The sequence below is a fragment of the Duganella paludis genome, from assembly GCF_054461335.1.
Map to the genome: position 1 here is coordinate 6,479,839 of NZ_CM136922.1, position 17,202 is coordinate 6,497,040.

Consider the following 17,202-nt stretch of genomic DNA (forward strand, 5'->3'; position numbering starts at 1 on the left):
TAAAGCAGCTTAACTGCCTGAATAATAATGATGTATAAATTACCATAATGATGTGCTACGATCAACATCGGAATTCGCAGAAGCCCAGGCCTCTGCGCTTTTCTCGTATCCCGCTAGACACGCTATCTACCGTTCTCATCATTAATCTGGAGCTTATACATGAACATCAAATCTACATTACTGGCCCTGTCCGCTACGGCCCTGCTGGCTACGGGCGTAGCCCACGCTAACGAGCTGATCGTCAACGGCGGCTTCGAAGGCGGCAACGTCGGTCAACTCGGCATCAATGCCTCGGTGCCCGGCTGGTTCACCGATGGCTACAACTTCCTGTACAACGCCACCGGCGCCGACAGCCCTGGCGCGACCGGCTTGTGGGGCAACGTTTCGCTCTGGGGGCCAGCCAACGGCTCCAACAACGGCCTGACCGCCAGCCCGAACGGCGGCAGCTTCGTCGCCAACGACGGCGGCAGCGGCGTCGCTCCCATCTCGCAGCAGGTCAATGGCCTGGTCGCCGGTCAGCAGTACACGCTCAGCTTCTACTGGGGCGGCGCGCAGCAGTACGGTTACAACGGCCCCACCACCGAGCAGTGGATCGTCAGCCTGGGCAACGACACCAAGTCGACAGCCATCCTCAATAATGCCGAGCACGGCTTCACCGGCTGGCAGAAAGAAACCATGACCTTCACCGCCGGCGGCAGCAGTGAATTGCTGAGCTTCCTGGCCGTGGGTACGCCGGCTGGCGTGCCGCCGTTCTCCTTGCTGGACGGAGTGACGATGGCAGCCGCCGTACCGGAGCCCGATACTTGGGCGATGATGGCGCTCGGCATGGGTTTGCTGGGATGCGTCGCCCGCCGCCGCAAGGCCAAGGCAGCACAAGCAGCCTAAGCGACTAGCGTAACCGACGGCGTACCGGCGCCGTCTTTTTTTTGAGTATCGCATGAACGCAATTTCCCACTGGAGCACCCTCATGGTTGATATCGCCCGGCTCGCGCTGTGGCTGATATTGCTGTCCCTGTTGTTCATTCCGCTTGAGCGCTGGTTCGCGGTGCACCGCACCCGGCTGTCGCGCCGCGAAATGACGGTGGACCTCGCCATGTATTTCGTCAACAGCATGCTGCCCGCCGCCATCCTGGGCGTGTTGATGTCGGCCGTGGCGGCCGGCGCCCGCCTGGTGATACCGGCCGCCGTGCCGGCCACACTGACCGCCCTGCCGCTGGCGGCGCGGCTGGTGTTGGCGTTGCTGATCGCGGAAACCGGATTTTACTGGGGGCACCGGCTCAGTCACCGCCTGCCCTGGCTGTGGCGTTTCCACTCCGTGCATCACGCGCCGGAGCATCTGTACTACATGGTCAATACCCACGCCCACCCGGTGGACATGATCTTCACCCGCTTGTGTGGCATGACGCCGCTGTATTGCCTGGGCCTCAACGGCGGCGTCACGCCGGTGCTGGTGGTGCTCATCGGTACGGTCTGGGGATTCTTTATTCATTCCAACCTGCGCGTGCGCCTGGGCCCTCTGGAATGGCTGGTCGCCACGCCGGCTTTCCATCACTGGCATCACACGAAAAGCGCGCCGCTGAACCGCAATTTCGCCTCGACGCTGCCGCTCATGGACCTGGTGTTCGGCACCTGGCATCTGCCCGCCAGCTGGCCGCAGAACTACGGCATCGCCGATCAGGAAACCGTGCTTAAAAGCGCCAACGCAACGACACGGTGAGACTGCGCTCCTTCTGCAGCTGCGTCTCGCCGATCAGCACGCGCGCCGGACGGTCGCTGCGCACCAGCAGCGCCTCCGTCATCAGCGACAGCTGCTCGGCCAGCGGCCAGTCATAGGCCAGCGCCACGCCGTAGCCTGTTTCGCCATTCGGATCGGACGGAATATTATCGTGCTCGGTGACGCTGAAGCGGTCGTAGCGCACCGCCGCCGTGCCGGGACCGAGCGGATGGCTGGCCAGCACGAACCAAGACTGGAAATCGACGCCGGCGCCGTTCCGCCCCATATACGTATCGCCGCGCATGGATTGCATCGACAGTTCCCATGTGCCCTGCGGACGCCACACCGCGCTGATGTGGTCGAAACGCGTGCGCCAGCCGTACTGGCCATCCTTCACCACCTGCGGGTCGGTCAGGTTATCGTAGTGCAGCGCGGCGAATTCCAGCCGCGAGCCGAAGTTCAGATTGGCGCCCGCGTAGTAGCCCAGCTTTCCGTCCAATTCACGGAAGGCGTGCATGTCGCGCGACTGCTTCAGCAAGCGTCCGTTGGGCGCCCGGTACACCGGTAAATCGGCCAGTTTCACCGTGTCGGCGCGGCCGGCGATGCGGTCGCTGATGGACCAGCCGCGCCAGGTCAACAGCGTGCCGGTCGGATCGTTGCCTGTATAGGCGGCCACCAGTACACCGACGTCGAAGGCGTCGCCGCTGTATCGGCCCAGCCGCCGCGCGCTCCATTCGATGCCGTTGGTGCGCAGCTCTTCGCCGATCCAGCTGTTGATGGCGGAACTGGAAATGGTGTGCTTGGGCACCCAGCCGACGCTGTCGTAATCGAGTTCCACGCTGGTGGGCGCGAAGAAGAAACCGGCGCGCACGCGGGTTTTCCAAGCGCCTTCCGGCACCGGGTTCCAGACCAGGAAGGCTTCGCGCACGTCGACCACACCGCGATGCTGCTGGTCCGCGCTCAGTTCGACGCTGGCGGCTATGCTGTCGCTCAGGTCGGCGTCGCCGCGCAGCACGGCCTGGCCGATGCTCAGGCGCGGCGAATCGGCGTCGTAGCGGGTCTTGCCCAAGCCGCTGTCCAGAAAACTGCGTTCGGCGTTGGAATCGACGGCGCGCACGTCCAGTAATCCGCGCCACTCAACCGCCTGCGCGTCGCCCGCAGCGACGGCCAGCGCCAGTATCAATGGAGTAGTTAGCAATTTCATTCCAGCATCATACACGGCTATAATCGCCCCTCTCAACCAACGACGAAGAAAGCTTCGGATGATGAACAGTTTGCGTAATGGCGCCCTGGTGCTGCTGGCCTGCATGTCCGGCGCGGCCATGGCCGACACCTTCGAGACCATCGACAACGCGCCGCTGAATGAAGTCTGGCTGAACGGCGGCTTCTACTCGTATCACTTCCAGCGCTACAAAGGCCTGAACGACAGCAATCCAGGCCTCGGCGCCGAATGGCGTTTTTCAACGGTGGCCTCGGCCACGGTCGGTCGCTTCTACAACAGCGACCGCGCCTATTCCAATTACGCGGGGGTCTACTACCAGCCGTTCAAGGTCGGGCCGGTGCGCCTGGGCGCCGTCGCCGGCGCCTTCGACGGCTATCCCAAGATGCGCAACGGCGGCTGGTTCCCGGCCGTGATTCCGACCGCCAGTTTTGAATACGAACGCGTCGGCGTCAACGTCGCCATCGTGCCGTCGTACAAGGATCGCCTGTACGGCGCCATCTCCATACAGCTGAAACTGCGACCATTTTAAGTGTCATTAAGACACATTAATTATCTGAGAAATAATGATGTATTAATTGCCACATTGATGTGTTAACATCCGGATCGAAAGTCTGGAATGCGCGCGCATCCGTGCTTTCTTCGGTTCGTCAGGCGAAATGCCTGACGATTCACAGTTTAATCTGGAGAATGCATGAATATTAAATCTACCTTACTGGCACTGTCCACGGCGGCAATGCTTGCCGCCGGTGCCGCCCAAGCAGGCGAGTTGATCACCAACGGCGGTTTTGAAAACGGCACCGTCGGCCAACTCGGTTACAACGCCAGCGTACCCGGCTGGTACAACGGCAACAGCTATAACTTCCTGTTCAACGCCACCGGCGCCGACACGACAGGCACGACCAGCGAATATGGACCGCTCAAGCTCTGGGGACCCGGCAACGGCGCCAACAACGGCCTGACGGCCAGCCCGGCCGGCGGCAGCTTCATCGCCGCCGACGGCGGCTTCCAGATCGGGCCGATCTCGCAAATGGTCAACGGCCTGGTGCCCGGCCAGCAATACACGCTGAGTTTCTACTGGGCCGGCGCACAGCAATACGGCTTCGATGGCCCAACCACGGAAAAATGGGTGGTCGGCTTCGGCAGCAATTTCCAGGAAACCGCCGTCCGGGACAATCTGAACCATGGCTTCACCGGCTGGCAAAAGGAGACCATGACCTTCACCGCCGCCAATACCAGCGAAGCGCTGAGTTTCCTGGCCATCGGTACGCCTGCCGGCGTACCGCCGTTCTCGCTGCTGGACGGTGTCTCGATGACCGCCGCCGTACCCGAGCCGTCGACCTGGGCCATGCTGGCCCTGGGCCTGGGCGTGCTGGGTTTCACCGCCCGCCGCCGTAAGGCTGGCGCAGCCTAATCGGCTTGACGGCGTCAGGCGCCTGGCGCCGTCTTTTTGTCTTTTGAATCCTGCTCATGAACACGCTCCTGCCCCCCTCTCCCACTGGCCGGCGCTGGTGATCGACATCGCCCGCCTCGGCGTTTGGCTGATGCTGCTGTCGCTGCTGTTTATTCCGCTTGAGCGCTGGCTCGCGGTACGCAAGGACAGGCTGACGCGTCGCGCATTGGCGGTCGATCTTGCCATGTATTTCGTCAACAGCCTGCTGCCTGCGGCCATACTCGGCGTGCTGATGTCGGCGGTGGCGGCCGGCGCACGCATGCTGCTGCCCGCCGCCATTCCAGCCGCCCTCGCGGCCTTGCCGCTGGCGGCACGGCTGACGCTTGCCTTGCTGATCGCCGAACTTGGATTCTACTGGGGCCATCGGCTGAGCCACCAGTTGCCTTGGCTATGGCGCTACCACGCGGTGCACCACCAGCCGGAACACTTGTATTTCCTGGTCAACACCCATGCCCATCCGGTCGACATGATCGTGACCCGGCTGTGCGGCATGACGCCGCTGTATTGCCTCGGCTTGGCCGGCACCGGCGCGGCAGGCAGCGCCACGCCGGTGTTAGCGATTATCGTCGGCACCATCTGGGGCTTCTTCATCCACGCCAATCTGCGGGTGCGGCTGGGGCCACTGGAATGGCTGGTCGCCACGCCGGCCTTTCACCACTGGCACCACAGCAAAAGCGCACCACTGAACCGCAACTTCTCGTCAACACTGCCGGTGCTCGATATGCTCTTCGGCACCTGGCATCTGCCGCAGTCCTGGCCACAGGACTACGGCTGCGCGCCAACCTAACTTGACTTAACGCGCCTTGCTCACAGCGATTTGCTCCAGAATGTGTTTCGGCACCTCGGCGTAGTGCTTGAACTCCATCGTGTAGGTGGCCCGGCCCTGCGTCAATGAACGCAGGGTGGTCGAGTAGCCGAACATCTCGGCCAGCGGCACGGCGGCGCGAATGATCTTGCCGCCGCCGCCCGGGATTTCATCCATCCCTTGCACCATGCCGCGCCGCGACGTCAGGTCGCCCATGGCGTTGCCCATGAACTCCTCGGGCGTTTCCACTTCCACCTGCATCACCGGCTCCAGCAGCACCGGACCCGCGCGCTTCATGCCCTCCTTGAAGGCCATCGAACCGGCCATGCGGAAGGCGTTTTCGTTCGAGTCCACGTCGTGGTACGAGCCGAAGGTCAGCGTCGCACGCACATCCACCACCGGATAGCCGGCCAGCACGCCCGAACGCAGCGTCTCCTGGATGCCCTTGTCCACCGCCGGGATGAATTCGCGCGGCACCACGCCGCCCTTGATCGCATCGACGAATTCATAGCCCTTGCCGCCCGCCTCCATCGGCTCCAGCGTCAGCACCACGTGGCCGTATTGCCCCCGGCCGCCGGACTGCTTGACGAATTTGCCTTCCACATCGGTGGCGCTCTTGGTGATGGTTTCGCGGTAGGCCACTTGCGGCTTGCCCACCGTCGCCTCGACGCCGAATTCGCGCCGCATGCGGTCCACCAGGATTTCCAGGTGCAGCTCACCCATGCCGGACATGATGGTCTGGCCCGATTCCTCGTCCGTATGCACGCGGAACGACGGGTCTTCCTGCGCCAGGCGATTCAGGGCGATGCCCATCTTTTCCTGGTCGGCCTTGGTCTTCGGCTCCACCGCCTGCGAGATCACCGGCTCGGGGAAGATCATCTTCTCCAGCACGATCACGTGGTCCGGCGAGCTTAAGGTATCGCCCGTGGTCACGCCTTTCAGGCCCACCGCCGCCGCGATGTCGCCGGCGTAGACTTCCTTGATCTCCTTGCGCTCGTTGGCGTGCATCTGCAGGATGCGGCCCAGCCGCTCCTTCTGCGACTTGGTCGGGTTGTACACGGTGTCGCCGGAATTCACCACGCCCGAATACACGCGGAAGAAGGTCAGCTGGCCGACAAACGGATCGGTCATGATCTTGAACGCCAGCGCGGAGAACGGATCGCTGTCGTTCGGATGGCGTTCGATCGGGTTGTCGTCCTCATCGTGGCCGGCGATCGCCGGCACGTCCAGCGGCGACGGCAGGTATTCGATCACCGCGTCCAGCATGGCCTGCACGCCGCGATTCTTGAAGGCGCTACCGGCCAGCATCGGCACGATTTCGTTGCGCACCGTGCGCAGGCGCAGGCCGGTCTTGATTTCCTCTTCGGTCAGCACGCCGCCGTCCAGGTATTTTTCCAGCAGCTCGGGCGTGCCTTCGGCGGCCGCCTCCACCATCTTGTCGCGCCACTCCTGCGCCAGTCCTTGCAGATTGGCCGGGATGTCTTCATAGGTGAACTTAACGCCCAGCGACTCGTCGTCCCAGTTAATGGCCCGCATCTTGACCAGATCGACCACGCCATGGAAGTTGTCTTCCGCACCGAGCGGAATCTGGATCGGCACGGCCACGCCCTTCAGGCGATTGGCAATCTGATCGCGCACGCGGAAGAAGTCCGCGCCGACGCGGTCCATCTTGTTGACGAAGGCGATGCGCGGCACATGGTATTTATTGGCCTGGCGCCAGACGGTCTCCGATTGCGGCTGCACGCCGCCCACGGCGTCGTACACCATGACGGCGCCGTCGAGCACGCGCATCGAACGCTCCACTTCAATGGTAAAGTCGACGTGGCCCGGCGTATCGATGATGTTGATGCGGTGCTCGGCAAAGTTCCCGGCCATGCCCTTCCAGAACGCGGTTGTGGCGGCCGAGGTGATGGTGATCCCGCGTTCCTGCTCCTGTTCCATCCAGTCCATGGTGGCGGCGCCGTTGTGCACTTCGCCGATCTTATGGTTTACACCGGTGTAAAACAGAATGCGTTCCGTGGTCGTGGTTTTACCGGCGTCGATGTGGGCGCTGATGCCGATATTGCGGTAACGCTCAATTGGGGTCTTGCGGGTCATCACAGATCTCCTTGTACAGACTGCTATGGGAGCTCTCAGGTGCGGCGTGTTCGCCTGAATTCAAGAGCTTGCTAAGTGTGCGACATGACTAGTGGCAATTAATGTAACCTCTTGCTTAACTTTACCTCTGAATGGAACCATCCGCATGCGAGCGCACGTCAAAACCACCCTCTTCCTATCCTTAGGCATGGCTCCAGCTCTTGCTTTGGCCCAGGCTTCCGACATGGAACTGCGGCTGGAGCGCTGCGCCGTGCTGGGCGACGCCAGTGCACGGCTGGCTTGCTACGATGGCCTTTCCAAGACCACGCCTGCGGTCAAGGCAGCGGGCGAAAACGCCATCGTGGCGCCGGCCGCCGGCAGCGAGCCCGCGCGCACCCAGCCTTCGGCGCCGCCGGCCGAACCGAAGGTCCCGGCCAAGGTGGCGGAGCTAACCACCATCAAGCCCGAGGCCAGCGTCTCGCGCATGGTCCAGGAGTGGGAGCTCGACCGTTCCGCCAAGCGCGGCGTGTTCAACTTCCGCCCGCACAAGGATACCTATCTGCTTCTGGCCAATTACAGCACCAGCTCCAATGATGCGCCTTTTCGCGACACTACGCCTGCCGGCCTGAAATCAAAACACGTGGAATTGACCTACCAGATCAGCTTCAAGATGAAGCTGATCGAGCAGTTGCTGAGCACTCCGGTGGACCTGTGGTTCGGCTACACGCAGAACAGCTTCTGGCAAGCCTACAACCGGGCCGCCTCCAGCCCCTTCCGCGAGACCAACTATCAACCGGAAATGATGTTGACCACACCGCTAAGCCTGGACCTGGGCATCCTCGACGTGCGCTACCTGACGTTGGGCCTGAACCACCAGTCCAACGGCCAGACGTCCAACCTGTCGCGCAGCTGGAACCGGGTTTATGCGGAGATGGGGGCGGAGAAAGGCAAGTTCGCCGTGTCGTTCCGGCTGTGGAAGCGGCTCGACAACGCGCGTTCGGACAACGACAACATCGACATCACCGACTTCCTCGGCCACGGCGACCTGACGGCGAGCTACCGCTTCGACGGCCACGAGCTGTCGCTGATGGCGCGGCGCAATTTCAGCACCAGCCACGGCGCGCTTCGGGTCGGCTGGGCCTTCCCGGTGGCGGCCAATCTGAAAGGCTACGTGCAAGGCTTCACCGGCTACGGCCAAAGCCTGATCGACTACAACTACGGCCAGAAATCCATCGGCGCCGGCTTCCTGGTCGACTTTTAACGTGGATTACCGCCGAGGATGCGCGCCGGCAGCATAACGATGGCGCGCAGCAGCTCGAATACGCCCTCGACGCCGATGCCAATCAGGCGGAATGGCAAGGTGATCAGCCATAAAAGCGGATAGAGCAGCAGCGCCAGCAAGGCCAGCGGCCAACAGAGGAACAGCAAGCCCAGCCAAAGGATAAAACTCAGCATAAGACGCTCCCGACGCGGTTGATTTATTGTCTATAATGTCACTCTAATAGAGTGGCGGGCCGGGGGCAATCCCCGTGCGACCAGCTGCGGATAACGGCGATCAAGCGCCGGTTTTCGGGGACGAACGGAAAATGATGAAGCAATCCTGGTACGCGGCGGTACTGCTCGGCAGCGCCTGCCTGATGAACGCCCAAGCGCAATCCCCAGAGCCGGCCGCGCCCAGCGTGGTGGTGGCCGGCCAGCGCAACGCTTCGGAATGGTTCCGCGTCGAGAGCCAGCACTTCGTGGTCTACTCCAACACCAGCAACGACGCCGTGGCCACCCTGCTGAACCAGCTGGAAAAGCTCGATTTCATGCTGCGGATTTACACCCAGCCTTTCATGAAGTCCAGCGGCGCCGAACCCAAGCTGACCTTTTACTACCATGACGGCGCGGTGGCGCTGAACGCGCTGGCGCTCAACCAGCCGGCCGACGCCATCGGCCTGTACAACAGCTGCAGCGCCGGCGTGCAAGGCTTCGGCGTGCAGCTCGACGACAGCACCGACGAAGGCTTGACCTATCTGTACGAGGCCTACACCCGCCACTTCGTCTACCGCTACACCGATATCCGCGCGCCGCTGTCGTACATCGACGGCCTGGCCCATTACTTCGCCAGCGTGCGCTTCACCGATACCCAGATGTCGATCGGTAAAACCCCGCTCAACGTCGGCCGCTACCTGGGCTTCCTCGACGAGGGCCACCGCTACAGCCTGGACTACAAGGACGTGCTGGAGCAGAACGACTCGCGCGGCGTCAACTACGCCTCCACGCGCGGCATCAAGCTGGAATTCGCGGCGCGCTCCTGGGTGCTGATGCACTACATGCTGTCGACGGAAGACACGCGCAAGCGCATGGTCAACTACCTGAGCGCGGTCTACCGCGACACGCCGATCACCGGTGCCTTCGAACAGGCCTACGGCATCAAGGTCGGCGACCTCGGCACGACGCTGTGGCGCTATCGCCTGCAGTCGATCAAGGTACTCAAGGTCGACGTCGCCGATTTGCCGGTGGCGACCATGGAGTTCAACAAGCTGCCGCAATCCTCGGGCGAATTCGTGCTGGCGGAAGCCGCGCTCAAATCCTGCCCGGAGCCCAAGGCCGGCGAAAAGCTGCTGCGCCAGACGGCCGAAGCGGCGAAGCGCTATCCCTCCAACGACTACGCCCAGCGCGTGCTGAGCCGCGCGCAGGTGGACTGGGGCAATCCCCAGGACGCGCTGTCCTACCTGAATGCGGCGGCCAAGAAACCTGATGCGGAAGTGCTCTACCTGCTGGGCCAGGCGCACTTGAAGCTGTCGCAGCCGGACCAGGCGCGCGGCTATCTGGCGCAGTCCCTGGGCCTGGAACCGAAATCGGCCGAAGCCGCCTATGCCCTGTTCCAGGCCGGCCTGCAAGCGAGTGCGGCGCCTGACGAAGCCACGCTGCAGGCGGCGATCAACGCCTTCAAGAACGCGCGCGAGGTCAACACACTGGCCCGGTCGGCGGCATTGGCCTATGCCTATGCGGGCGACACGCCACGCGCCCGCAACGCCCTCAAACTGATGGCGCACAACATCCGCGAGCCGCAACTGGCGGCCTGGGCCAAAACCTGGCTGGGCAAATTGAGCACCGGCGTCTCCCAGGACGAGCTGCTGGCCGAAATGCGCGTGCAACCGGCGGCCGGTACGGCCTTCCGCGAATGGACCATCGCCAACGCCTTGGTCATGCGGGAGGTGGAATACAACGCCGGCTTGCAGAACGCCCGCGGCCACCTCGACCAGCAAGGCGTGAATCCCGTCAATCCGGACCAGGCCTTGGGATCGACATTCGGTAGGCGCTGATTTTCCGGACGTTCCACTGTTCCGCCGCAAACCTTCGAACGTATCGAACGACTTTCCCGCCCCCTCGCGCGCGCCAGAGGGAGCGCCTAGGGTCGCCGCAGTAATCTTGTCCGTTTGTTCATTTTCGTCTCCGCTGGGCGTGTTAACTTGATCCCGTTAGCCACCCAATCAACGAGGAGAACGAGATGTCGATTTTGAACCGGATGAATATTGGAAAACGTCTGCTGCTGGGTTTTGCACTGATTCTTTTGTGCGCACTGATCGCCGTCGGCACATCGCTATCACGCCTCGGCGCCGTCGCCGACGCCAGCCGCGAGCTGCTGGAAGAACCGCTGGCCACCGAGCGCCTGGTCAGCGACTGGTATCGCGTCATCTATGCCGGCATCCGCCGCAACCTCGCCATCGTCAAGAACAACGACGGCACCCTGGCCGAGTATTTCGCCGAAGAGGTGGCCGACTCCACGCGCCAGGCGCTGGCGCTGCAAAAGCAGATCGAGAAACACATCGACACGCCGCGCGAACGCGTGCTGTGGGACCAAGCGATGGTGGCCCGCAAGGACTATGTGAGCGTGCGCGACCAGGCCATCCAGCTGAAAAAGCAAGGTAAAACGGCCGAGTCCGAAGCCCTGTTCGCCAGCCGCTTCGCCCCGCTGGCCGAGGCCTACGGCAACAAGCTGCAGGAGCTGCAACAGGAGCAGCGCGACCATATCACCGAAATGGCCGCCGGCATCCAGCAGACTTATGACAGCAGCCGCCAACTGATGATATTGCTGACCGTGCTGATGGTGCTGTTCGTGGTGGTATGCGCCTGGCTCATCTCGCAATCGATCACCAAGCCCTTGACCCACGCCGTGCAGCTGGCCCGCCGGGTGGCCGAAGGCGACCTGAGCACCGTCATCCACACGAGTGCGAAGGACGAAACCGGCCAGCTGCTGACCGCGCTCGGCGACATGAGCGGCCGGCTGGCTTCCTTGGTAAGCGGCGTGCGCAGCGCTTCCGACGCCATCGGCACCGCCTCCTGCGAAATCGCCGTCGGCAACGCCGATCTGTCGACCCGTACCGAAAACCAGGCCGGCGCACTGGAAGAAACCGCCAGCTCGATGGAAGAACTGACCAGCACCGTGCGTCAGACCGCCGATCACGCCCGCCAAGCCAACGCCCTGGCATTGGAAGCCAGCGCGGTTGCCGGCCGGGGCGGCGCCGTGGTGGGCGACATGGTCCAGCGCATGAACGGCATCCTCCACAGCTCGCGTCAGATCTCGGAAATCATCGGCACCATCGACGCTATCGCCTTCCAGACCAACATCCTGGCCCTGAACGCGGCGGTGGAAGCGGCCCGTGCCGGAGAGCAGGGACGCGGCTTTGCCGTCGTCGCCACCGAAGTACGCAATCTGGCCCACCGCAGTGCGGCGGCCGCCAAGGAAATCAAGGAACTGATCAACGACTCGGTATCGCAAGTGGCGCAAGGCAGCCAGTTGGCCGACCGCGCCGGGCTGACCATGAAGGAAGTGGTCGACAGCGTGCAACAGGTAACCCTGATCATGAACGAGATCGCCGCCGCCAGCCGTGAGCAAAGCGACGGCATTGACCAGATCAACACCGCCGTGCTGGAAATGGACAACACCACCCAGCAAAACGCCGCGCTGGTGGAAGAAGCGGCCGCCGCTGCCGAAAGCATGCGTGAACAGGCCATGTCCCTGGTGGCGGCGGTCAGCATCTTCAAGTTGGCCGCAGCCGCGCCGGCAAAATCCGCCACCACGGCCGCCATCGGGCGTCAACGGATGCCGGCGGCCAAGCCGGCCGCGCGTCCCGCACTGGGCTTGCAAGCCATCGCCGCAGCGTGACATCATGCGCCGCCTTTGCCCATCGGCCTGCGCAACCGCAGCCCGCGACGCCGCTGCCTGTGCCGCCACCCTCGCCACGGCGACCGCATTTGCCTGTGCCGCCGTGGCGGGCGACGCCAGCGCCGCCACCCGCGTGTACGTCAACGGCGTGGCGCCGTTCGCCTATCAGGAAAACGGCGCCTATCGCGGGCTGCTGTATGACATGCTGACCGAACTGAATCGCCGGACCGGCAACGCCGGCGGCGTCATCCCCGTGCCGCTGCGTCGCGCCCAGCAGATGGCGCTGAGCCAGCCCGACACCATGGCCACCTTTGCCCGCTATCCTGAGATCGAATCGTCATACCAGTGGTTGTGCAAGCTGGCGGACGACCAGGTAGTCTTGATTGCCCGCGCCGACAGCAAGCTGGACATCTCCAGCGCCGAGGCAGCCAGGCAGCTGCGCGTCGGCGTCCTGCTGGGCGGCCCGGCCGAAGCGCTGGCCAGGCGGCTGGGATTTGCGCACATCGAAACCGTCTCCGAGTCCGGCAGCAATGCCCGCAAGCTGGCGCTGGGCCGCATCGACGTCTGGATCACAGCGTGGAGCATCGCCACTTTCGAGCAGCGCCGCACCGGCGGCAAGGTCGAGGCGTTGCGCAGCGGCGCGGTATTGCAGAAGATGGAACAGTATCTGGCGGCGCCGCGCAACCTGGATCCGATCACCGCCGACCGTTGGCGGACGGCGTGCGCATCTATGCGCAAGGATGGCACGCACGCCGGCATCATGCGGCAATACGCCTATGCCGGCATGTCCAGCATCCTGTGTGCGGGCACTACCGATTGTTCAGTCGGGAGCGCAGACATCGCGGCCGTCCAGCAGCGCCGCCGCCAGTTTCGGGTCGCGCAGGCGGTCCAGCCACCACGCCAGCGCCCGCCCCTCGCGGTCGCCGCGCCAGGCCACATACATGACGTTGGGCTCGCGCGGGTCGACGGTGCACTTCTCGATCATTTCTCCGCGCGCGAGCAAGCTCGCCACCCGTTTGCGCGGCAGCCAGCCGACGCCAAGGCCGAGACTCTGGGCGTGGATCTTCGCGCGCATGCTCGGTACCGCCAGGGTGCGCTGCCCATTCAGCGTGCCGTATATTCGCCCTTGAGTGTCCCGTGAGGAATCGGCCACCACCACGGCCCGGTGCGCCTGTATGGCTTCACGCGGCAGCGCGCCCTGCACGCGGGCCAAGGGATGATTGCGGGCCACGGCGAACACCCAGTCCATTTGCCCCATCTCGAACCAGCGCAGATCCGAAATGCCGCTGGGCTCGTTGGTGGCGCCGATGATGAGCGTGGCCCGTCCGTCGCGCAGCGCCTCCCAAGTGCCGCCCAGCACCTCGGTGGTGAAGCGCAGGTCGACGCCGGACTGCAGGCAGTCGAATTGTCCGATCAAGGGCGCGATCAGCTCAAAGTCGAAGATTTCATCGCTGACAATCCACAGCCGTTCTTCCCAGCCGCTGGCGATTTGTTTGACGCGCTGCGTGATGCGGCAAGATTCCTGCATCACGCGCGCCGCCTCGTTGGCCAGCAGGCAGCCCGCCGGGGTGAGTTCAAGGCGATAGTGGCGGCGGTCGAAGAGCAGCGCGTCGAAGCGTTCTTCAAGCTGCCGCGCGGCGTAGGAGACGGTGGACGGCGCTTTGCCCAGTTTGACTGCGGCGCGCGACAGGCTGCCGCATTTGCGGATTGCTTCGATCAGTGCCAGTTCGTCTTCAGATAGCATGGCTGAATAGTCTTATCCAATGTTCATCGGATAGGATGCCGCCAAAATTGTTTCCGTGCGCTACTCTTTCGAGTGTAGGCGTTTCGTCATTGGCCGACGCAAATAATCTTGGTGACGTATTCCTTGGCGTTCGGCTTCTTCTTGGTCGCCCAGGCAACAGCCTCGTTGGCCTCGTCGATAGTCAGCACGGACGCTTTTTCCTTGGACTTGATGAAGGAAACGCCTTCAAACACGCCCTCTTTACTGCGCATGACTTTGGCGAACACCGGCGGCTTGCTCTCGCCGTCGGCAATCTTGTTTTGCTGGATAAGGTAGCGTTGGTCGATCTCGGACATACATTTCTCGCACGTAAAAGGCGAAATATACGCTCAAGAACGACCTTCGTGAAGGGTTTTTTACGCGAATGCCGGCACTTGCGGGGCCGCCTGCAGCACGGCTTCGTACAGGATTTCGGCCTTCAGCGACGCTTGCAGCGACGGAATCGAGCCGCCCGCGCGGTACTGGAAGCTGACCTGCAACACATCGCCTTCGCGCGCCTTGACCGGGGTGGCCAGCGGCAGCGTCATGTAATGGTTGAGCCAGTCGATGGTGGTCGAGCGCTCCTGCACCACGGCGAGGATATTCTTGGTCACGAAGCGCATGGCGTTGATTTCGCCGTTGCGTTCCACCACGAACTTACCCTGCCAGGTGTAGACCAGCTCGTTCTGCTGGTTGAAGTCGATGATGCTGTAGACGGCCGGCTGCGCCATCTCCACCGTGCCGGGATAGATCACCGTGGTTTCCTGGAATTGCACGATTGGGGCGTAGAAGCCTTCGAAGTCGTATTCCTGCTGCAGGGGCTGGACGGCCATGATGACCGCTTCCGGCAGGAACACCGGCAGCGGGCCGCCGAAGCGTTCCAGATAGCGGCGCTTGAACGATTCGATCACCTCCACTTGTTTTTCGCGCAGCATGCCGACGTGGATCATCTCGCAGATGACGACATCGACCGGCTCGGGCGGCAGGTATTCGAAGGCGTCGGCGTGGACCACTTCGACTTTTTCGCCGTTCGGATTCTTGGCCAGGAACTTGCGGGCTTCCTTGACCATGTCCGGATTGAACTCGACGCAATACACCTTGGCCGCCTTGGCCGCCGCGAACCACGACAGCACACCGGTGCCGCCGCCCAGCTCCAGCACCTTCGCGCCCGGCTTGACGGCGTAGTCGATGGCCGACTTAAAGCCGTGCATGCGGTTTTGGTCCATCAGCATATTGTGATGGTAGTGGACTGGAATAAACTGCCCCAGATAGCAGCTTTCAATTTCGCGTTCGTTCAGCATGGTCGTCCCTTGGTGAGTGCTCTGGGACCATTATCGTTAATATTGTTGATGCACCATGCGAGGAACTGCACACAAAACACCCGCCAATTCATTCCGTTGCGAAGCTTGATGATATTAAAGAAACCATTAATATGAATCTGCGTATTAAAGGGGCGGACAGCGCAAGAATCGTAGCTTTGCCTACCTGCAGTACATCGTCTTGCTATCTCGCGCCTAGCGTGCTTTTTTGGCCAGGAAGGCATTGATGGTTTTGGCGATCCAGGGCTTGTCGGCCTTGGTGGCGAATTCGGCGGCGGTGAGGTGGAAGCCGCCGTCTTTCAGCGTGGCGTCGGCGCCCTGGTCGAGCAGAAGTGCGACCACGTCTTCCTGGCCTTCGCGGGCGGCGATCATCAGCGGCGTCATGCCGGACGGTGTTTCGGCGTCGATGTAGGCGTGCTTGTCGAGCAGGATGGTGGTGATTTCCACGCTGCCAGCGGCGGCCGCGTAATGTAATGCGGTCCAGCCTTTCTGATTGACCTGGGCGCCGCGCTTGATCAGTTCCAGCAGCGCCGCCTTGTTCTGGCGGAAGGCTGCCATCATCAAGGCCGTGTTGCCGTTCGGCGCCTTGGCTTCGAGGTCGATGCCGGGTTGATTCATGAGTAGTTTGGCGACCTTCGGCGCTTCGTAGCGCATGGCGACGATCAGGCCGGTTTCGCCGTTGGCGTCGCGCACGTTGGGATTGACGCCGCGCGCAATCGCTTGCGCCACGCGGCTGGCGCCGTCCAGTTGAGCGGCGCGGAAGAACTCTACTGTTTCATCGCGCAGCTGTTCGGCTGCTTTGTCGGCCAGCGCCGGCGTAGTCAGAGAGGCCAGGCCGAAGCCGAACGCCAACACCGCAAGACGCCGCGCGGCCCGCATCAGGCCGCCACGTTGAACAGGCGACGGAAGTTGGCCGTGGTCTGCGCGGCCACTTCCTCCACGGTGACGCCCTTGAGCTTGGCGATGTACTCGGCCACATGCGCTACAAAGCCCGGCTCGTTCATCTTGCCGCGATGCGGCATCGGCGCCAGGTACGGCGAATCGGTTTCAATCAGGATGCGGTCCAGCGGCAGCTCCAGCGCCACCGCCTGCAGATCCTTGGCGCTTTTGAAGGTCACGATGCCGGAGAAGGAGATATAAAAGCCCATTTCGATGGCCGCGCGCGCCACTTCCAGCGATTCGGTAAAGCAGTGCATCACGCCCGCCACGCCGCCCGCCTCGGTGCCGGCGCCCTCCTCGCGCATGATACGTATCGTATCTTCGCTGGCGGCACGAGTATGGATAATCAGCGGCTTGCGCGTAATGCGCGACGCCTTGATGTGCGTGCGGAAGCGCTCGCGCTGCCATTTCAGGTCGCCCTGCAGGCGGAAGTAGTCCAGCCCGGTCTCGCCGATGGCGATGATCTTCGGATCGTCGGCCAGCTGCACCAGCTGCTCCACCGACGGTTCGGGCGTGTCTTCATAGTCCGGATGCACGCCGACCGAGGCGTAGATGTGCGGATACTGATGGGCCAGCGCCAGCACCTGCGGGAAATCCGGCAGGTCGACCGACACGCACAAGGCATGGGTCACCTTGTTGTCAGCCATCTTGGCGAGGATTTCGGGCATGCGAGCGGCCAGCTCAGGAAAATTGATGTGGCAATGAGAGTCGATATACATGCGGGAATTATAAGCGATCCCGCCGCCTGCTTCCCTGTGGA

Annotated in this window: 17 protein-coding genes; 8 read left to right on the forward strand and 9 right to left on the reverse strand. The window is 62.8% G+C overall.

The annotated features are described in order from the left end of the window. The first annotated feature begins 159 nt into the window (after positions 1-159). Both ACXZ1M_RS28520 and ACXZ1M_RS28525 read left to right on the forward strand, forming a co-directional pair. Positions 160-885 carry a PEPxxWA-CTERM sorting domain-containing protein gene (locus ACXZ1M_RS28520; RefSeq protein WP_459050962.1) on the forward strand — a complete coding sequence of 242 codons (726 nt, stop codon included), beginning with the start codon at positions 160-162 and terminating at the stop codon, positions 883-885. A gap of 52 nt (positions 886-937) precedes the next feature. After that, positions 938-1,717: a sterol desaturase family protein gene (locus ACXZ1M_RS28525; protein WP_459050963.1), complete on the forward strand. Its 780-nt coding sequence runs from the start codon at positions 938-940 to the stop codon at positions 1,715-1,717. On the opposite strand, the gene ACXZ1M_RS28530 is transcribed toward ACXZ1M_RS28525, so the two are convergent. Next, the gene (locus ACXZ1M_RS28530; protein WP_459050964.1) at positions 1,689-2,918 is read right to left on the reverse strand and encodes a hypothetical protein; all 1,230 of its coding nucleotides are present in this window, start codon (positions 2,916-2,918) and stop codon (positions 1,689-1,691) included. The two genes, ACXZ1M_RS28525 and ACXZ1M_RS28530, sit on opposite strands and share 29 nt — an antisense overlap. A 58-nt stretch (positions 2,919-2,976) precedes the next feature. Between ACXZ1M_RS28530 and ACXZ1M_RS28535 the strand changes: the two genes are divergently transcribed. The 3 genes from ACXZ1M_RS28535 to ACXZ1M_RS28545 all read left to right on the forward strand — a co-directional run bounded on the left by ACXZ1M_RS28535 (position 2,977) and on the right by ACXZ1M_RS28545 (position 5,173). After that, positions 2,977-3,465: a hypothetical protein gene (locus ACXZ1M_RS28535; protein ID WP_459050965.1), complete on the forward strand. Its 489-nt coding sequence runs from the start codon at positions 2,977-2,979 to the stop codon at positions 3,463-3,465. 162 nt (positions 3,466-3,627) lie between these two features. Next, on the forward strand, positions 3,628-4,347 hold the full coding sequence (locus ACXZ1M_RS28540; RefSeq protein ID WP_459050966.1) for a PEP-CTERM sorting domain-containing protein: 720 nt from the start codon (positions 3,628-3,630) through the stop codon (positions 4,345-4,347). Between the two features lie 43 nt (positions 4,348-4,390). Beyond that, the gene (locus tag ACXZ1M_RS28545; protein WP_459050967.1) at positions 4,391-5,173 is read left to right on the forward strand and encodes a sterol desaturase family protein; all 783 of its coding nucleotides are present in this window, start codon (positions 4,391-4,393) and stop codon (positions 5,171-5,173) included. Between the two features lie 6 nt (positions 5,174-5,179). Here ACXZ1M_RS28545 and fusA read toward each other — a convergent pair whose 3' ends face one another. Next, on the reverse strand, positions 5,180-7,288 hold the full coding sequence (fusA, locus tag ACXZ1M_RS28550) for an elongation factor G (protein WP_459050968.1): 2,109 nt from the start codon (positions 7,286-7,288) through the stop codon (positions 5,180-5,182). A gap of 223 nt (positions 7,289-7,511) precedes the next feature. On the opposite strand from fusA, the gene ACXZ1M_RS28555 reads away from it, so the two are divergent. Beyond that, the gene (locus tag ACXZ1M_RS28555) at positions 7,512-8,528 is read left to right on the forward strand and encodes a phospholipase A (protein WP_459050969.1); all 1,017 of its coding nucleotides are present in this window, start codon (positions 7,512-7,514) and stop codon (positions 8,526-8,528) included. Here ACXZ1M_RS28555 and ACXZ1M_RS28560 read toward each other — a convergent pair. Continuing rightward, complete coding sequence (locus tag ACXZ1M_RS28560) at positions 8,525-8,722, reverse strand: hypothetical protein (RefSeq protein WP_373987062.1); 198 nt, start codon at positions 8,720-8,722, stop codon at positions 8,525-8,527. The two genes, ACXZ1M_RS28555 and ACXZ1M_RS28560, sit on opposite strands and share 4 nt — an antisense overlap. Positions 8,723-8,853: 131 nt before the next feature. On the opposite strand from ACXZ1M_RS28560, the gene ACXZ1M_RS28565 reads away from it, so the two are divergent. After that, positions 8,854-10,578, forward strand: coding sequence for a tetratricopeptide repeat protein (locus ACXZ1M_RS28565; RefSeq protein WP_459050970.1), 1,725 nt, complete (start codon positions 8,854-8,856; stop codon positions 10,576-10,578). 185 nt (positions 10,579-10,763) lie between these two features. Further along, positions 10,764-12,422 (forward strand): methyl-accepting chemotaxis protein, encoded by a 1,659-nt coding sequence (locus ACXZ1M_RS28570; RefSeq protein WP_459050971.1) that lies wholly within the window; start codon positions 10,764-10,766, stop codon positions 12,420-12,422. A 318-nt stretch (positions 12,423-12,740) separates the two neighbouring features. Here the strand turns inward: ACXZ1M_RS28570 and ACXZ1M_RS28575 are convergent, their stop codons facing one another. The 6 genes from ACXZ1M_RS28575 to ACXZ1M_RS28600 form a co-directional block, all read right to left on the reverse strand. Further along, positions 12,741-13,121, reverse strand: coding sequence for a hypothetical protein (locus tag ACXZ1M_RS28575; protein ID WP_459050972.1), 381 nt, complete (start codon positions 13,119-13,121; stop codon positions 12,741-12,743). Positions 13,122-13,242: 121 nt separating this feature from the next. After that, complete coding sequence (locus ACXZ1M_RS28580) at positions 13,243-14,166, reverse strand: LysR family transcriptional regulator (protein ID WP_459050973.1); 924 nt, start codon at positions 14,164-14,166, stop codon at positions 13,243-13,245. A gap of 86 nt (positions 14,167-14,252) precedes the next feature. Then, positions 14,253-14,501, reverse strand: coding sequence for a hypothetical protein (locus ACXZ1M_RS28585; RefSeq protein ID WP_459050974.1), 249 nt, complete (start codon positions 14,499-14,501; stop codon positions 14,253-14,255). 60 nt (positions 14,502-14,561) lie between these two features. Continuing rightward, positions 14,562-15,485, reverse strand: coding sequence for a methyltransferase domain-containing protein (locus ACXZ1M_RS28590; protein ID WP_459050975.1), 924 nt, complete (start codon positions 15,483-15,485; stop codon positions 14,562-14,564). 213 nt (positions 15,486-15,698) lie between these two features. Next, on the reverse strand, positions 15,699-16,382 hold the full coding sequence (locus ACXZ1M_RS28595; protein ID WP_459050976.1) for an ankyrin repeat domain-containing protein: 684 nt from the start codon (positions 16,380-16,382) through the stop codon (positions 15,699-15,701). Further along, complete coding sequence (locus ACXZ1M_RS28600; RefSeq protein WP_459050977.1) at positions 16,382-17,161, reverse strand: TatD family hydrolase; 780 nt, start codon at positions 17,159-17,161, stop codon at positions 16,382-16,384. The genes ACXZ1M_RS28595 and ACXZ1M_RS28600 overlap by 1 nt, the downstream gene beginning before the upstream one ends. Positions 17,162-17,202: the final 41 nt, after the last annotated feature.